The organism is Leptospira interrogans (assembly GCF_900156205.1).
Lineage (GTDB): Bacteria > Spirochaetota > Leptospiria > Leptospirales > Leptospiraceae > Leptospira > Leptospira interrogans.
Window position 1 is genome coordinate 210,012 of record NZ_FTNA01000002.1, and the last position, 17,502, is coordinate 227,513.

Consider the following 17,502-nt stretch of genomic DNA (forward strand, 5'->3'; position numbering starts at 1 on the left):
CAATCGAGTCTTTATGTTAAGCGAAGAAGAATCATCGGAACTTTTCAGGACAATTTCCGAAATTAAAAAAAACGGAATTGAGTCTGAAGTAATTGAACGGAAATTTAGAACGATTCGTATTATTTTTTCGATCGGATTTTTTACATTCCTAGGCACTGTTTCCGCTCTTACTCTAACCAATAAAATCTTTAAATTAGAAGCTACCGTAGAAAAACAAACACTTCATATTACCGATTTGGAAGAAACGTTAACCTCTCTTCGTCTTGAAGAACAACAAAAAGAAGAAGAACTTCTGAAATTCAAATCGGATCTTTATGAGACAATCCCGGATGGAGATTTATCCGATCAGGTTGCACAAAACAAAACAAACTTAGAAACACTTGCGGGTTCCGAAATTGGAAAAAATATCAATCGGGGAAATACACGCTTTAAAGAAATTGCACTTACATTTGATCTTGGAACCGGAGAAGACTTAAAACTGATTTATGAATACCTTTCTCAATTTCCAATTAAAATTACTTTGTTTGTTTCAAACGAAAATCCAGCTCTTAAAAATGGTTCCTTCTTTAGTAATACCAATTTATATTATTTAAAAAAATTATCGGAATTAGGAAATAGAGTCGTTTTTGGAAATCATACTTGGAGTCATTATAATATTCCAAGAAGTTTATATGAAACCTCTCTTCACAAAAGAGCTCTACTAAGTTACATTTCCAATGAAGTTCCAGATGCAAATTTTCTCCAACAAGAAATGAAAATGGTAGAAGAGAAATTCCAATCTATTACCGGGAAACCATTGACTAAATACTACAGGCTTCCTTATGGAGGGTTTGACCCTTTGGTGATACAAACCTTCGGAAGATTAGGTTACACACACCATATTTTTTGGAGCAACAACTCGGAGGGCTCTTTAGATATTCCAGATTTTGTATATAAGAAATTTATTTATAAAAAAGATCCTCAAACCGGAAAAACCAGAATCGTCCCCAATCCAAACTATAAAACCAAAGCAGAAACTCTCGATTTTCTATATCGTTGGGAAGAAGCAGACAAAAATGGTATGAATGGAGCAATCATTTTAATGCACTTGGGTTCTCCTAGACAATCAGAAAAACTGATTTACATTCTACCAGATTTTATTCAAGAAATGCTTTCTAAAGGATATAGTTTTGTAACCGTTCCGGAAATCATTAATGATCGCCAAGATTAATTCTACTTACTGGCATTCAAAGTAAATCTATGTTAATTTTCTAAAAATAGATAGAATTTCCTGAAATCATTTACAGTAACAACTTTTTATCGGGAAACTTATAAACAATTTTACTGAATAAAAATTTTAATTTTTAAATAATTCCTATCATATAAAAAACATTAAATCATTTTCACTTTGAATTCTCAAAAAAGTAATATTCACAATTTTTAAAGAAAGGAATTTCCTTAAATTCTTATACAATTTGGTAGCCTAACGGAATAAGACAATTTACAATAAAGTAAATAAATCAGCTTTTTGAAATCATTTAAAAGAAATCCCTTTCTTTCTTATCTATCTATGATAAATTAAAATTGATTCTAAATATTGTTCTAAAATCAAATAATTATCAAAAACGAATCTTCCAATTACTCCCAACATTGTCCTGGTGCAAAACATTTGTAATGAGTTGCATGCCCAAAACTCTGCAGATTGTTACAAAGCTCTTTTCCAGAACTACTATTTCCGAAAGCAAAATTATATGAATTCCAAATAGGCACAAAATATTCTCTTTCTCCAGCATAAGAATATACATTTGGAACGACCTCATTAATGCCCATAAAACCTTCATAATTACAAGCCGCAACCTTATTGGGAACCGCACAAGAACCATCAATAATATCGTAAGCCATATCGTAGTCGTATATTTCTTTCATTCTTTTTACAAAATTTTGAGCAGATTGATTCCAAAGTGCTTTTTTATCTAAAAATGCTTTTGTCCATTCATGACAAGAAAGGATTTCTCCATCTGGTTTTTTAAATCTAGTACTAAACGCAATCGTAAGCCCTAAACTTTCTCCTTCACTCTGTGAATTTTGTTTTAAAAGCAAAATTCCAAGAATATCTTGTAGATCCTGTTTCTGTTCATTTTTACAAAAAGATAATAAGGTAAAAATCACCAAAAAGATGACTCCCATTTTCATTGTTTTTTTCATTGTATTCTCCATATCTTTAAAATTTGATTCTTATATTTTGTAATTCATAATGAATCCTCAAAACCCAATCTTTAGTTTTTAATTTTGCAAACTAAATTTTTAATTTTAATAATTAAATAAAATGAATATTCTTATTATATAATAAATAATTGACCTTCTCTAATTTAACTTGAATTTGCAAAAAAAATATTTTTTAATATTTTTAAATCTGTTTTTATTTTTCTGAGCGCAAAAAATTCGAATCAATACACAACATTAAATCTCTAACTTCAGGAAAATCGATCCACACAATTCTCTAAAATAGAGTTGTTGAAAAATTCCACAGCTCAAATTAACAAAACTAATTCAATCAACCGCTCTTATAAAATAAAAAACGGATAGAGAATTCATCTTTCAACAACTCTGATGACAATAAATAAATTATAATATTTTTAATTTAGATTAAGTTTATTCCCAACATCTTCCTTGAACGTAACATTTATACTCTGAAGAAATTCCACGATTGATCGTAGTATTTGTACAAGCTTCTTTTGCGGTTTGAACCGGTAATTGGTAAAAATGCATCGTAGGAACCCAATACTCCCTTTCTCCAGCATAGGAATAAGAATGAGGAATTGGAGAGTTGATTCCTCCTTCTCCTTCGTAGATACAAGCGCTTACTTTATTTGGAACCACACAAGGACCATCTACACGATCGATTACTAAATCTAAATTGATTCCCACTTTGAGATTATTTGCAAACTCCTCAAGACCTCCATCCCATTCCGCTCTTTTGTCTAAATATGCAGTTGAATATTCCTTACATGAAAAAATTTCTCCATTAGGTCTTCTTAATCTATGGCTAAACGCAATCGTAAGCCCTAAACTTTCACCCACACTTTCAGAAGTTTTTTTTAAAAGTAAAAACCCAAGAGTTTCATTTACATTTATATTATCCTCCTGCTTACAAAAAGATAAGTTAGTGATCATCAAAACGACCGCCAATACTACCCTTATCATTTTTTTCATTGAATTTAAATCTCCTTAAACTTTATTTATATTTTATAATTTACAATAAATCCATAAGTCCGTGGTGCTCCTGGGACTGCTTGAAAAGTACCGTCTATATAGGAAGTAAAATAATATTCATTATTGATGTTATTACAATAAAGGTAAGCAGATAAACGTTCTTCTTCGTATCCTATTTTCAGATTCGTGATCGCATAAGGACTGCTATAGATCGTATTATCTGCGGCAAAATACATCTTACCTACAACTTGAAATTCATATCTGAAAAACAAACCTGGCGAAGAACGATATTGCAGATAACTGACTACGTCATACTGTGGAATAAAATGTACATGTTTACCATCAAAGTTTGTATTTAAAATCCGATCATAAAATTTATTAAAAATCCCTTCCGTATATCCTGCTAAAAAACCAAGCTGTAATGATTTATGAGGTTTTAGATAGGCTTCCATTTCAGCCCCTCGAATTGTAACTTTTTCGGCGTTCAAATTGATAGCCTCAGCTATAGAAATAGCTCTGATTACATGAAAATCCGCAGTTTCCGTATAAAAATAAGCGAGATTCATTCCTAAGGTTTCGTTGAAATATTTAGATTTGATTCCTACTTCCAGTGTATCGTTGATCTCTGGTTTAAATGCAGCCAGTGATGGTTGATTAACAACGGTACTAAATCCTCCGTTTTTATATCCGCGACTTAAACCGATAAAAATCATCAAAGACTCTATAGGTTTATAATCAAAAATGATTCTAGAAACGTTGTAACGATAGGAATCGTTTCGAACGTAGTGGGGGGATAAAATTCTTACGTCTCCATAAGGATTATCGAATAAAACACCTCTCGCATCACGACTGTGACCTATACCAATTTTTTGAGTTTCAATTCTGGCGCCTAAGGTAAGAGTAAATTTTTCCCAAAACGTATAACTATTATGAGTAAAAAAACTGAAAGATTTATCTACAACTCTGGAATGATGTATCTCTTTAGCGGGAGCATTTAATCCTTTAAGCACATTATATGTATACGCTTGCATCAAACGTTCTTGAATAAACTCTTTATCAGATATTTTATGATAAAATAATGTTCCGATTTTAAATTGTAATGGTTCTTTTTTATTTTTTGATTCTATACTTGTCTCGTGAGTTCTAGTTGTGGAATGTTCTATATATTCGGATTTAATTACCGGACTTCTTGTAAAATCTCCATCCACAATTAAAGGATCAATTTCCATTTTTCTAATGCTATAAACTGTCTTAAAAATTGCCTTAGGCAATTTATAGGTAATATTACTGGAATATGTTTTCCCAGTTGTATTTGAAACACCTTCATAATCCCAAAACACTTTTCGAACTGCTTTCGTACGATTGATATAAGTGCGGATATTTTTATCGCAAACTTCTGGGCTAACCACACATCCTTTTACTAGGCTTTTGCGTCTTTCCGTTTTTGAAGCAAGGTAATTGACTATATTTAAGGAGCCGTCGTCAAAACTTTCGGCGTTTGTTTGTAAATCGACTTCTAAATTTTCTAAAGGAGTCCAAAACAATCTAAGTCTTCCAGATTTTCCTCTTCGTCCATCTGGATGTGTTTTATGAACTTCAATTGGTATGTCAGAAACTAAATTATTAGGGTAATTAAATCCACTTACATTATTTAAATATCCATTTCTTTGAGTAGATTTTCCTGAAATACTTATATAGAGTTTATTTTTAATTAGAGGCGTATTATAAAAAAAAGAATATTCCTTCTTTTTGTAATTCCCCCAATCAACCATAAATCTGCCCTGAGGCATATTATTCGGTTTTTTGGTATTAATCTCTATCACACCACCTTGGAAATTTTTTGCAAATACAGTCGCTTGAGAACCCCTATGAACTTCGATACTATCTAGTGCAAATAGTTCCGTGTTTAATGCGACGTTATCGACAAGAGGAACTCCATCTACAATCAAACCAACGGAAGGGTCACTGAAAAGAGTACTTCTCATTCCTCGAATATTATAATATGTAAAATTACGAGCGCCCGAATCTATGATTGCAAAATTTGGAACTTGCTTATCAATATCATTAGTTCTAGATATACCTTTATCTAAAATATCCTGTTCATTAAATCTAGAAATACTACTCGGGGTTTTGAATATTTCAATATCCCTTTTATCTTTTTTACCCTGAACCATAATTCCGTTTTCTTTTTCAGAAGTTTTTTTATCTTCTTCTTTCAAAGTAGGGAGGGTAGACTCTTGTCCATCAAGAGTGAGTGTTATTATAAATAATAATATTCTAATAAATGATTTATAAAAATTAAAAATAACATTAGAATTTAAGAATCTTATTTTTAAAGTTATGTGCTGAGTTGTATTTTTTAAAATTAAAAGATACTTTCTAACTGCATCACTTAGGAAACAAGATAGAACAACAAACTTATATAACATGAACACATTAGAAATAAGTTGTTTTATTTGTAAAGAGGATATATGATTTTAGGACTCAAAATCAATTATGTTAAAAATGGATCAAATGAAAGTTTTCGGTTGAGAAAAAGCTGATTTCGTAAAATTGGAACCCAATTGACAATTATTGTTACTATAAAATTCACATTTAAGAAATCAAAAAGTATACCAACAAAATAACTATTTTATAAATTGAAATTAATTTAAATGGTCCGATTTGGATAAAAAAATCAGATCTATCAAAAGAAACGTTGTGATGACATATAAAAATAAAAAGGACTTCTCTAAAAATAATATTACTAATCGTTCAAAATTAACGTGAAACTCGACCTAAGAAAACAAGAAAGAATTTTCCAAAAGTATGAGTTCCTACAATTTTAGAATTTGTTTTTAAAATCGTGATTTGCGGGAGTTCCCACATTTTAGGGATAGGATCTGCAAAGTTCAAATTCTAACTTTTTTAGAAAATGAATCACGGGATTCTTTATGTCGAACTCACGTTAAGTAGGAGAAAACAAGAGTAGTAGGGTGAAATTTTAATTTGTGGTAATAATTTCTACAAATTAATTAAGCCAAGCCACATTACAGATTTTTAAACAATCATTTTTAGTTATTGAGATTTGTAACTGATCTGTTTTATAGAATTTGATTTTTTGTGGAAATAGAAAAATGAACGTGGAAACTCTATTGTTTTTGAGGTCTTTAGGAAATTAAACATAAATCATCTAATAGAATTACAGACTTTAAGAAAAATTTTTCTTCTTACATCAAATTCTCGAATTCGTATTAAATACTCAGAATTCTGGTTTTAAAGTAGATATTCGTATTAAAAGTTCTTTCTATTCTATGTAAGGATCTCTTACATAGAATTTACGTTAAATAACAACTCGAAGAACAATTATGACTTGTTTTCAAATGAAAAGTAATCTCTATTTTTTGCATATTGTTTTTTAAATTATAGGTGAATTTTCAATTTTTGGAAAACTTACAGAAGTTGAGTTAAAGTTTTTCACATTTTAAAATTAGAACTTTAACATATACAATAATTCAATTGTATCCTACGTTCCTTTAAAAAATTTACACATTCTAACAAAATTTTATGGAATGTGTTGTATTTTCCTTTCATGATTGAAAAATCAAATTTTAGGATAACAAACAATTCTTAAATTCAAATTAAATACGATCAAGATTTCTAATAAAACTCTTTTAAGGAAAAACATTATTTAAGATTTCAAGTTCCTTCTTGAGATTTGCATCTTTTCCAACAATCATAAAAATCGCTCGAATTGGAATACTAGAAACTTCTGAAACCTCACTAATCGTAATTTTTGTTTTGTCTCCATCAGGTTGCAATCTATAATCCCAAGATCCTTTCATTCCAAAGCTACTTTCTTTCATTTCAACTCGAACCCGAGAGTTTTCTTCTCTTTCAGTCATTTCGAAATGAATATATCCCCCCATATCCGTTCCTTCTTTCCAAATCGGATATCCTTTTGTGTTTTTTCCTTCCAGAATTACATCCACCACTTCTTTTCTATATTTTGGAATCTCTTCTAAATTTAACAGATGTTGAAATACTTTTTTCACAGGCGCATTTATCGTTCCCGAAATGTCACCTTCAAATTTCGGATTTGCAAAAGCTCCTAAACCCAAAAAAACCAAACCAAGAATACAAATCGTTCCTAATAAACCGAATAATATTTTCATTATTTTTTCCTTTATTATGTTTTTAAAATTTTACTTAATGAAATCTCTATAAAATAAATTTTAGCTACTATGATCATCGCCAAACAGAGCTTCTATGCTGAAATTTGATTGGATAATCATTCTTTTTTTGGATTTTACATAGACCCTCAAAATTTTCTCTCCTAAATTTTTCCAAAGGAGCCATTCATTCGTTAATAATCTAAGATTTCTTGTCAAGTAAATCTTATAATTTTGTACTACTCATTCCTATATAAAAATACCATAAATTTTAAACCAAATCTCAGTTTAAAGACAGAATTTTGGATACTCTATTCGAACTTATAAGTATCTTCTCTTATAAACCTATTCAAAGATGTATCATAGATTTTGTAATCAAAGTGTAAACTTGGAATTTGATTTTGTATAAACCACAAGCACAGAATTTAATAGAATAATAATAAGGGATTTCTAGTTTACCAGAATTTTAAACTTATAAAAAAATTTCAGAAATGAAATTACTTTTGTTCCGAAAAATATTCGTTTCAATTGTATAAAAATAAAGTTTACTGTTACAAATCAAAATAAATTCTCACTCAAACATTTTTCTGTTTTAGTAAATATTTTCAAAACTTATCTTAGGTTGTACTTATTTTTAAAATTATAAATTTTACTGTTTAGAGGAGTGATGACAACAAATGTTTCAGATAATTTTTGACTTAAAAAAGCACAGTTATAAAATTTAAGTTAGAAGTCTTTTCGTTATAATTTTATAAACTTTTTCATTTTTCAGGATGGGAAACATCTAGAAAAGATAAGTGTCTTTTTACTTTTTTATTTAACACTGGGAATATTACATCCTTTGAATTTACCTTTTTACAACGGACGCTTAAATCCGATTTTTTTATTCCGAAGTTTTTGCTTTTCTTTTTTATCCGCACTTTCAAAATGAACTTCTTCATAGGAGCATTCTCATGCAGAATCCAATCCAATCCGAAAAATCTTCCATCCATCAGATTTGGAAAGAAGGTGCCGTAGTTATCAATCGAATTCGTTTCGGATTGGTCATTCTTTTTTCTCTTACATTAATCAGCGTTTCTAAAACGAATCATCCCACTCAAGTAATCGCACACGTAGCCGGTACAACTTTAATGGGACTTTATTGTCTTTTAGAATTTATTCTTCATCGGGCCGGTAAAGTAGGAGTTCGATTTCAGAAAACGTTAGTTCTTTTTGATGTTAACATTCTTTCTTTAACTCTCATGGTAGATTGTTCTATCGAGCCAGAAGTATCTTCCGGCATACTCGCTAATATGCTTATATTCTTTATTTACTTTTACATCATGCTTTATTCGTCTTTTTTAGGTGAAAAGAAATTCATACTTCTGGTTGGTGTTTTTTCTGCGTTAGGCATCATTACTTCAGTTTTTGTAGCTTGGAAAGGTGGTATGATTCTCACAGAAGATCCAGAAATAGGTAAAAATCCAGGTAGCCTGATATTTTCCGTCCAGATCATTAAAGTTACCTTCGTATTTACTGCCAGTGTGATTCTTTTTCATTTGATGAAACTTTTTGATAAACTTACTACAGAAGGTTCAAGGCTTTACGAAGATTCTCAACACCTCTTAAAGAAACTCACTCAGGATCGTGAAGTATTGGAAAATTCAGCTGAAAATTTGGAATCTTCAATTCGTAAGTTCGCGGAATTTATCAATCGAACCGGAGAAAAGATGGAATCCCAAGCTGCTGCTATCGAAGAAGTCAACGCAGTGATTGAAGAACTTTCCGTTTCCTCTTCAAACACTACACATTCTATCGAAACCCAGAATTTGAGTTTAAGCGAACTTGTTGGCAATTCAGAAAAGTTAGACGAAATCTTAAAAAACAGCGCTTCTCTAAGTGAAGCTCTCGCCATTTTTGCTAAAGAGAATAAAATAGATATGGAAAACGTAACGATCGCTGCAGAAAAAACAAAATCCTATCTCATGGATATTTCGAATTCGTTTAACAAAGTAGACGAAATCAATCGAATTATGAGTGAAATTGCAGATAAAACTAACCTGCTTGCTCTGAATGCTTCGATCGAAGCCGCAAGGGCAGGTGTAGCCGGAAGAGGGTTTGCAGTAGTCGCAAATGAAGTAAGTAAACTTGCAGAATTTACTTCCAGTAATGCCAAATCTATTTCTGAAATTGTCAATCAGTCCAGAAAATTTATTGAAGAGGCAAGAATTGCATCTACAGAAACTGGAAATCTGACGGAAAATCAGAAGATGAAAAATTTAGATACCGCAGATCGAATCGATAAGATGAATCAGTTCTATCTAGAGCAAAAATCAATTATCCAAAAATTTGTCTCAGAAGTGAATCGAATTAAATTGACTTCTGAAAAAATTCTCAGATCTACTCAGGAGCAAATGTTGGGACAAAAAGAGATGGTTCAGACGATGGGAAATTTAGGTTCTGAAATCAATCAAATCAACGAAGATTCGGGACAACTCCAAGAGGAAATTGTAAGAATTAAAACCCAAGCTTCTGAACTTAGACTTTTAAGTATTCAATCTGAAAGTTGATTTCGAAATTTTAAAAAATATTTTTTATCCTTTTTAAAATCGATTCTGTAAATTCCTATAAAATAGTATACCAAGGATTTTGAGGCAATTTATGAGTTCTTACAATTGTAGAATTTGTTCATAAAAATCCTGATTTGCAATCTGCAGTGCAGTAGTTCTCACATTTTAAAAATCGATGTGTAAAAATTTAGATCTCAACTTTTTTGACAAAGAACTTTGTCCCAAAATCTATCAAACGATCCTTAGGAGTGGATTTGAGTTTCACAAAATGTAAAGAAGAAACGAGCTACTATGAAAATTTAACAAAATTAGAACCGTTCGAAAGTTCGCGAATTGCCCAAATACAACCTAATTTATAGGAACTTACATTTTATTAAAAATTTCTAAAGAATTATTGCGTAAAATTATTTGAGGTTTTGGGACAAGCTCAAAAATGGATTTTACTCAGAATTCACGTTATTTCTGTCTATAGCAAGAAAACTTATACTTTTAGAAAATCTTTAGAATTTTCAAAAATTTATTTCAAAATTCATGATTCTCTCTTGAAATTTTAACAAATCATGAATGAATTCTCTCTTCGTAAAGAGAGGAATTTTTACGTGATTCAAAAACATTTTCAAACAGTGTTATTTTTAAGTTTAGTTTTAACTGGAGTTTTGTTGCTGCCTGGAAAAGTATTTTCGCAAGCAAGTGATGCTGCAGCTGCGATTCAAGAGGCATGTAATCGTTTGGTAAACGAGGGAATGTACAAAAGTTGCAAAGCAGCCCCAGGCTTTTCCGCGCAACAAGGTTATTATAGTCAGTCGGCTCAAGTTAAATGTGAATGTATCAACAAAAAAGATAACAATAAAACTATTGTTACAATCAGTCTCGGCCAGTATTATTAAAAATTTTTAAATGGTGTTTTATCTTATTTTCATAAATGGAGCACCATTATTTATTTTTAAAAAAATTTAAGAGCTTGTTCCAAAACCCATAATGTGTGGGAACTACTACGAAAGTTTAACGAGATTAAAACTGCTTGAAAGTTCGCAAATGGGACCTAATTGTAGGAACTACTGCATATTATTAAAAATTTCTAAAAAATTATCTCGTAAAATTCTTTGAGGTTTGAAAACAAACTCTAAAGATAACGTTCTGGGTAAAATAAATTTTTTATTTGGCAACATTATCATCTAACAGTGATTTTACCTAGAAATTTTATTTAGGGAAATATCCAGAATTTTCTACCAGCTTTTCAGTGTTTACCCAAATCAAACATCTTTATCAACAAACTAAACAAATAATAACTTTCTAATTAATGTAAGTTCGGCGTAAGGGGATCGGAATGTTGTGAAAGTGGACGACGACGGAACGTGAGAGATCCTATCAGATCATCGGTCCCACAACCGATGTAATTTTTGGTATAATTAGAAGTGAGAAATTGTCGAGTTCAGTGCAGTTGAACCATTCTTGGCTATGAAATTCATCAGGATTTTCCTTACGCCGAGGAGTTCTTCGAAGCTGCATTTCCAGAATCTTCGCTTCTTCTATTGTCTTCGCCTCACTACGACAGGCTCGACTCTTTGTCCGGTATTTCTACTGTTAATCTAACAGCGCTGCAGACATCTCCGGTTGCCCAAAAACATCCGAGAATAGCTACCGGGCTCTGGCGTTTACCCGGATCGGACTTTCACCGACAAGCTTGGACGACAACTTTCTGGTAAAGAAGATCGCTCCCGTGAGCAACCCCTCTTCCCCAGTTTCCCCATAAAGGGACATAATATGTATTATGGGAAGTTGAGGATATGCTTTTGATTTTTGGCAAAATAACAAAACTTTTAAAGCCTTTAATTTGCAAATTTAAAACTTTAATAAAACTAGATAAAATTATAAAAAAGATTATCAATTTAGATCTATACTCATCTTTCGAAAATATATTAATCAAAACAGAAAAAGGAAAAATTAAATTTTTTGGTTTTGGACCAATTACAATTTGGAAGGCTCAAACTTTATTTATACAAGAACCTGAGACTATTGAATGGATAGAAACATTTTCAAACGATTCTGTTTTTTGGGATATTGGAGCTAATATAGGAAATTATTCTATATATGCAGGAAATTTAAATAAGAATTTAAAAATATTAGCTTTTGAGCCATCTGCAGTAAATTTTTTTTATTGAATAGAAATATATTTTTAAACGAAATGGACCAAAGCATCAGTGCCTATCCAATAGCATTTAATGATCTTAACTCTCTTGGTTATCTTCATATGAATTCTGATACTCCCGGAGGTACTATGAATTTTTTTAGTGAAAAAGATATAATAAAAGAAACTAAAGTTGGCGGTAGAATTATTCAAATTAACTGTAGACAAGCTATAACATCTTATACAATCGATTCCTTTGTTGATCTGTACAAACCACCTCTTCCAAATTATATTAAAATCGACGTTGATAATTTTGGGTATAAAATTATAAAAGGAGGCGTAAAGATATTGAACAATCCTAAATTAAAATCAGTATCAATCGAACTTAATGACAATGAAATTGATCATGTTACTCGTGTTGTTTCGATAATGAAAAAATCAGGTTTTCATAAAATTGAAAAATACCAACATGAAACAATATTTCATAAAGAGAGTTATTCTTCTTTTTATAATTACATTTTCTATAAAAAATCAAAATAAGCTTTTTATTGTGTCTATTAAAATTAATTCTACATAATTAAGAATTTACTTTCTACTCAGATATTATATTTCAAAAATAGAATAATATATATGCTTAGACTTTTCATACGACCAAAATCACAAAGCACCCATAAAATACTTTTTATTAAAAATAGACACTTACTAATTTTTATAAATCGAGTAATAAAAATTTATTTCTCCAAAACTTAACTACGAACCATTAAATTCCCATAATACATATTATATAACATACAGATATTCAAAAAATTAATTAATCTATAAATTCAATATATTATTAAATACTAATTTAGCATTATTCAGAACCAGGCTTAGAAAATAATTTCTCCAAATGCCTAGCTAATCTAACGCCTGCATTTGCAAGCTGATGTTTTACAACTGGCAACGCATTTTGAATATATGAATCTGAAATTCTTGTAATTGAACGACCACTTGGAATTCCATCATAAGCGACATTGCGAGCAAAATGAAAACTTTGAAACGTCCAAACCTCAGGATTCATTTGAGTTTCACTTTGTGCAAAAGCTATGTCCGATTTTAAAATAATAGTCACCGTGACTGGGTTTGTACTGATATAATTTACTAAATTGATATCCCACATACTATGCAAATTAGTCTTACGTTTTCCAATTTGCACACTCACCCGATTTCCCCCAAGATCATTGTTTCTTTCCGCAGTATGTAAAGGTTGATGTAAATCCCCAATAAAATGTACAACAAAAGAAAGAGCTTGTAATCGTTTTGCTTTTGTCTGAGTTGTATCCGCTAACACACTACTCCATTTATTAATTTCAGCTACTACACAGGTAGATTTACAAATTTTTTCTATATCGTCATGGGTAGGATTCGTCAATGAAATGGGAATATCTATAAAATGCCAAGGACCTGTATTTGTCGGAGGTGCTGGACTGCTAAACACTTGACTACAAACTGGACTCATCTCTCTTCTTTGAGACTGAAATGCTTTTAACTCATCCGGACAAGTAGAAATTTGTTCTAAAGTTAGATCTCCTAAAATATCATTTATTGGATCAAACTTTTTAGAATTTATCAATAATTGTTGCGCAATAATTCCAATTGTACGATGCCCTTCCCATCCCCAAGCATAAACATTATAATTACATAATAAAAAAATAATCACAAAAGTTAAAAACTTTATCTGAAAAAAAACCTTTTTCATAAAACTCCTTTTCTTAAATTGAATTTGTTGAAATACAAGCAAAATTTTTAAAAACTTTATTTTATTACATAAAAATTACTTAAGTATTATATTCAAAAAATAAAATATTAAAAATAATAAAAGGAAGTATACATATAAAAATTTAACAAAAAAAATAATTTTTTTAAGATATGATATAAATGTTTTTATTGAAAATATAACAGTAAAGTCACAAAACAAATATTCAATTGAAAATCACTTGATCCTCAATTGCGCTTTTGCATTGGATTTTATCAAACTTACAGAAGCAACACTTTGTGATAGATTCTTAGGTAACTAATTTTATAAGGATGAATAATATTTTGAATCTAAACGGAATTTTGTGATAAAAATTTATATTAAAACTATATAACAGAATTTTGCTTCGAAATAGGTTTTTAGATAAAAATTTAGGTAATCAACTTTATGAGGCGTAACTAAACTCAGCACAGCAAAACACTCTTTCAAACTTTAGAGATCACTCCCTGAATGCCGATCCTTAGAGAGGTCTGCTGGGGTTTCTGGAGAGTTCAACAGATCGCGTTCTATAATCAATTAAAACGAAATATCACATTACGCTTCTTTCATACAATTTATTGATTGGAGTTAAAAGCACAGTTTAGCAAAGCCGATTCGCCCCGGTTTTCTTACTTTGAATTGATGTGTAAATGATTGGTTGGATACACTATTATGTAATTTTCTAAGTAGCCACTTTGTTCTATAGTTTTAATAAAACAGAATTCACTTTCAAAATGAATCCTACGTTTAGATAAAAATATTATTTTGTATCAGAGTTAGAGGTTCTATAAAATGGATTTGAATATATATACCCGGAAGAAAAAGTTACTTTCACGATTACATATTCGTCTTCGTTTTGAAATTGATAAGAAGATCTAAATTCTAGTTGATCTTCTTTGAGAATTTTTCCATTTTTTCCAATAAATACTATTTTGAGAAATTTATCTGGAAACTCCGCAAAGATCCGATCTTTTGTTAATTTTAATTCCGTAATTTTAGGATCTTCCATATAATCCGCAATCTTTATTACAGAAACATAATTTCCTTTTTTAAGATTCCGAATAATTTCATCCCGTTCTGTCGAATGGGTATTCAATAAAATATAACGAACAAAAGCCTCTCCTTCATTTTGATCTGAAAAAGTAAGTTCATGAAAAATTCTCTGATAAAGAGGAAGTTTCATAGCTCGAATCAATTCTCCGGGAAAATAATGCAAATCGTCCCCACTCGTTGCAAACATCGGAATTCCTTGATCTAAAAGTCGAATCCAATTTTCAAAAGTATCTCCGTAAGTAGAAAACACTTCCACTGCATCTACTCCTTGTAAACGTTCTAAAATTTTATAAGAAATGGATCCTTCTAAACCGGGATGACTTATCACAATAAAAGCTCCCGATTTTTGCATCTGATCAATCGTCCATTGTATATTTTCTTTAGAAGCATATAGAGGAAAAAAATCTCGAATTAAGCTTTCAGCACCTAACGCAAGAATGTGTTTCCTATTAAAGTCCCTTCCCCATTCATACCCCGGAAAATACTTAAGATCTTTAGATTCAGTTCCGCTAATTTTTAAATAATCCGTAATACTAATTAGATCGTATTTTTTTTCTAAATATTTTTCCTGAATCTCTTCCGGAGAACTTCTAAAAGGAGAAAAACCATCCCGATCCGAATGAAGATGAAACGCCATCTTTAACCATCTATGTTTCGTTTCAGAATAAGGAGAATAAATTCTATTTCCTTTAAATGGAGAATTTTTGGTCAATCTTAGATCTTTTGTTAAAATAAAAGAAGTAAGAAGATGTATAATAACAAAAAAAGTAAACGCGCCTAAAACTTTATACAGGACTCTAGGATGAATTCTTCTTTTAAATACCATGATAAATTCCATTTCAAAATTTCCGTATTTTCTGAAAAAAAATATTCTTTTCTTTTTCAATTTTTATATTCGGATTTTTTAGAAGTTTTTTTAAAATGTCAGAGATTTGTAATCTTTCATTTATAGATAATTTAAATTAGTTTTCCAGGAGGTATTTTATGCCAAAGGTTTTAGTTCCATTTGCAGAAGGAATGGAGGAGATGGAGGCAGTTATCATAGTAGACGTTCTTCGTAGGGCCGGAATAGAAGTTTTAAGCGCATCTCTAAAAGAAGGTCCAGTAAAGGCGTCCAGAGGAATACGTATTTTAGCAGATACAACATTAGATGAAATTAATTTCGAAGATTTTGATATGATTGTTCTTCCAGGAGGTGGAGGTGGAACAAAAGTTTTAAGTGCAGAACCAAAAGTTTCAGAACTTCTCAAAAATGCAAAAGAAAAAAACAAATGGATCGCCGCAATCTGCGCAGCTCCTAGTATTTTAGTACATCAAAATATTTTAACATCTAAGGATCGTTTTACTGCGTTTCCAGGAATTATATCGAATAACTCCGGTTACACTGGTTCCCGGTTAGAAATTTCCGGAAAAATAATTACGAGCATAGGCCCTGGTTCCGCATTTGAATTTGCTTTAGAACTCGTTAAAATTCTATCTGGAGAAGAATCCATGTTAAAAGTAAAATCAGCCCTTCAACTGGCTTCATGAAAGAATTTATAACAAAACACAGAGATAAATTTCAAAAAATTAGCGCAATTTCCGGAGCAGGTATTTCTGCCGAAAGTGGAATTCCTACGTTTCGTGGAAGTGAAGGTCTATGGAAAAATTTTAGAGCGGAAGATCTTGCAACTCCTCAAGCTTTTTCCAAAAACCCTAAACTAGTCTGGGAATGGTATCTTTGGAGAAGAAATATCATCGAGACCAAACGTCCCAACCCTGGACATTTTGCTCTTGTAGAATTAGAAAGAATACATCCTGATTTTTTTCTAATCACCCAAAATGTGGATGGGCTCCATTCTCAAGCAGGTTCTAAAAAGTTAACCGAAATTCATGGAAATATTTTTATCAATCGATGTATTTCTTGCGGACAAGAATCTAAGGAAACGATATCTGAAAACACAACTCCTCTTCCCCCACAATGCCAGAATTGTAATTCTTTTTTAAGACCAGGAGTCGTTTGGTTCGGAGAAAGTTATGATGATTTTAAATTGAATTTTTCTATCCAAAGAATGAAACATACAGATCTATTACTCGTTCTTGGAACTTCGGGTTCTGTCAGTATGCCCGTTTATCTAGCGCAGATCGCAAAGGACTCTGGTGCGCTTCTTGTAGAAATCAACCCGGAACGTTCTTCCTTTTCTTCTTCCGTTGATTTATTTCTACAAGGCAAGACGGGTGAGGTTTTACCAGAATTAATACGAGAAATTTTAGACAATCCATCCTAACGTCTCATTTGACTTATGTTAACTTGAGTACGTCGTAATAAAATCGAGACGATCCAGCTTGCCTATAACAAGCCAGACTAGTAGGCTCTTTAACTCTGGTTAATAAATTGCATACAAGAAACATAGGAGAGAGCCATAACCAACCCCACAAGTTGAATAGGATTTTAGAATCAAAATGAACTCAACAGAACGGGCTTTCTATGGATCGCCGTTCTAGGCTCAAAAAGGCACATTTTTCAAGTGTTCCGACAAGAATGAGTCTTTTTACTTGCAAAAAGTATGTTTTTCTGATAGAAAAAAATTTTCCGAACCTTACCACCTCCGTCCCCCACCCAAAAATAGGGAAAACTCAACACAACGCTCTTTATGAATCGCGTTGGAAAACTCA

12 protein-coding genes and 1 pseudogene are annotated in these 17,502 nt (G+C 31.2%); 6 read left to right on the forward strand and 7 right to left on the reverse strand.

Annotated features, from left to right (window positions below):
* Positions 1-13: 13 nt before the first annotated feature.
* On the forward strand, positions 14-1,210 hold the full coding sequence (locus BW942_RS02490) for a polysaccharide deacetylase family protein (protein ID WP_000947641.1): 1,197 nt from the start codon (positions 14-16) through the stop codon (positions 1,208-1,210).
* A 407-nt stretch (positions 1,211-1,617) separates the two neighbouring features.
* Here BW942_RS02490 and BW942_RS02495 read toward each other — a convergent pair whose 3' ends face one another.
* From BW942_RS02495 to BW942_RS02515, 5 genes are all read right to left on the reverse strand, one after another.
* Positions 1,618-2,184, reverse strand: a complete 567-nt coding sequence (locus BW942_RS02495) for an LIC_11695 family lipoprotein (RefSeq protein ID WP_000753426.1) — start codon at positions 2,182-2,184, stop codon at positions 1,618-1,620.
* A 447-nt stretch (positions 2,185-2,631) separates the two neighbouring features.
* Positions 2,632-3,192, reverse strand: a complete 561-nt coding sequence (locus BW942_RS02500; protein ID WP_000738272.1) for an LIC_11695 family lipoprotein — start codon at positions 3,190-3,192, stop codon at positions 2,632-2,634.
* 26 nt (positions 3,193-3,218) lie between these two features.
* Positions 3,219-5,411 carry a TonB-dependent receptor gene (locus tag BW942_RS02505; RefSeq protein WP_000656800.1) on the reverse strand — a complete coding sequence of 731 codons (2,193 nt, stop codon included), beginning with the start codon at positions 5,409-5,411 and terminating at the stop codon, positions 3,219-3,221.
* Positions 5,412-6,845: 1,434 nt separating this feature from the next.
* Complete coding sequence (locus BW942_RS02510) at positions 6,846-7,346, reverse strand: SRPBCC family protein (protein WP_000697175.1); 501 nt, start codon at positions 7,344-7,346, stop codon at positions 6,846-6,848.
* Between the two features lie 758 nt (positions 7,347-8,104).
* Positions 8,105-8,284 carry a hypothetical protein gene (locus tag BW942_RS02515; RefSeq protein WP_000713528.1) on the reverse strand — a complete coding sequence of 60 codons (180 nt, stop codon included), beginning with the start codon at positions 8,282-8,284 and terminating at the stop codon, positions 8,105-8,107.
* Positions 8,285-8,296: 12 nt separating this feature from the next.
* On the opposite strand from BW942_RS02515, the gene BW942_RS02520 reads away from it, so the two are divergent.
* The 3 genes and pseudogenes from BW942_RS02520 to BW942_RS21655 all read left to right on the forward strand — a co-directional run bounded on the left by BW942_RS02520 (position 8,297) and on the right by BW942_RS21655 (position 12,560).
* Complete coding sequence (locus BW942_RS02520; RefSeq protein ID WP_001180837.1) at positions 8,297-9,892, forward strand: methyl-accepting chemotaxis protein; 1,596 nt, start codon at positions 8,297-8,299, stop codon at positions 9,890-9,892.
* Between the two features lie 560 nt (positions 9,893-10,452).
* The gene (locus BW942_RS02530) at positions 10,453-10,779 is read left to right on the forward strand and encodes a hypothetical protein (protein ID WP_001001933.1); all 327 of its coding nucleotides are present in this window, start codon (positions 10,453-10,455) and stop codon (positions 10,777-10,779) included.
* A 900-nt stretch (positions 10,780-11,679) separates the two neighbouring features.
* Positions 11,680-12,560: pseudogene (locus tag BW942_RS21655) on the forward strand (FkbM family methyltransferase).
* Between the two features lie 313 nt (positions 12,561-12,873).
* Here BW942_RS21655 and BW942_RS02550 read toward each other — a convergent pair.
* Together BW942_RS02550 and BW942_RS02555 are read right to left on the reverse strand one after the other, a co-directional pair.
* Positions 12,874-13,800, reverse strand: coding sequence for a S1/P1 nuclease (locus BW942_RS02550; protein WP_000959932.1), 927 nt, complete (start codon positions 13,798-13,800; stop codon positions 12,874-12,876).
* 754 nt (positions 13,801-14,554) lie between these two features.
* Positions 14,555-15,673, reverse strand: coding sequence for a PHP domain-containing protein (locus BW942_RS02555; protein ID WP_000231432.1), 1,119 nt, complete (start codon positions 15,671-15,673; stop codon positions 14,555-14,557).
* A 158-nt stretch (positions 15,674-15,831) separates the two neighbouring features.
* Between BW942_RS02555 and BW942_RS02560 the strand changes: the two genes are divergently transcribed.
* Entirely contained in the window at positions 15,832-16,377 is a 546-nt protein-coding gene (locus tag BW942_RS02560; protein WP_001127205.1) for a DJ-1 family glyoxalase III, read from the forward strand.
* Positions 16,374-17,114: an SIR2 family NAD-dependent protein deacylase gene (locus BW942_RS02565; RefSeq protein ID WP_000657518.1), complete on the forward strand. Its 741-nt coding sequence runs from the start codon at positions 16,374-16,376 to the stop codon at positions 17,112-17,114. Before BW942_RS02560 ends, BW942_RS02565 begins: the two co-directional genes overlap by 4 nt.
* Positions 17,115-17,502: the final 388 nt, after the last annotated feature.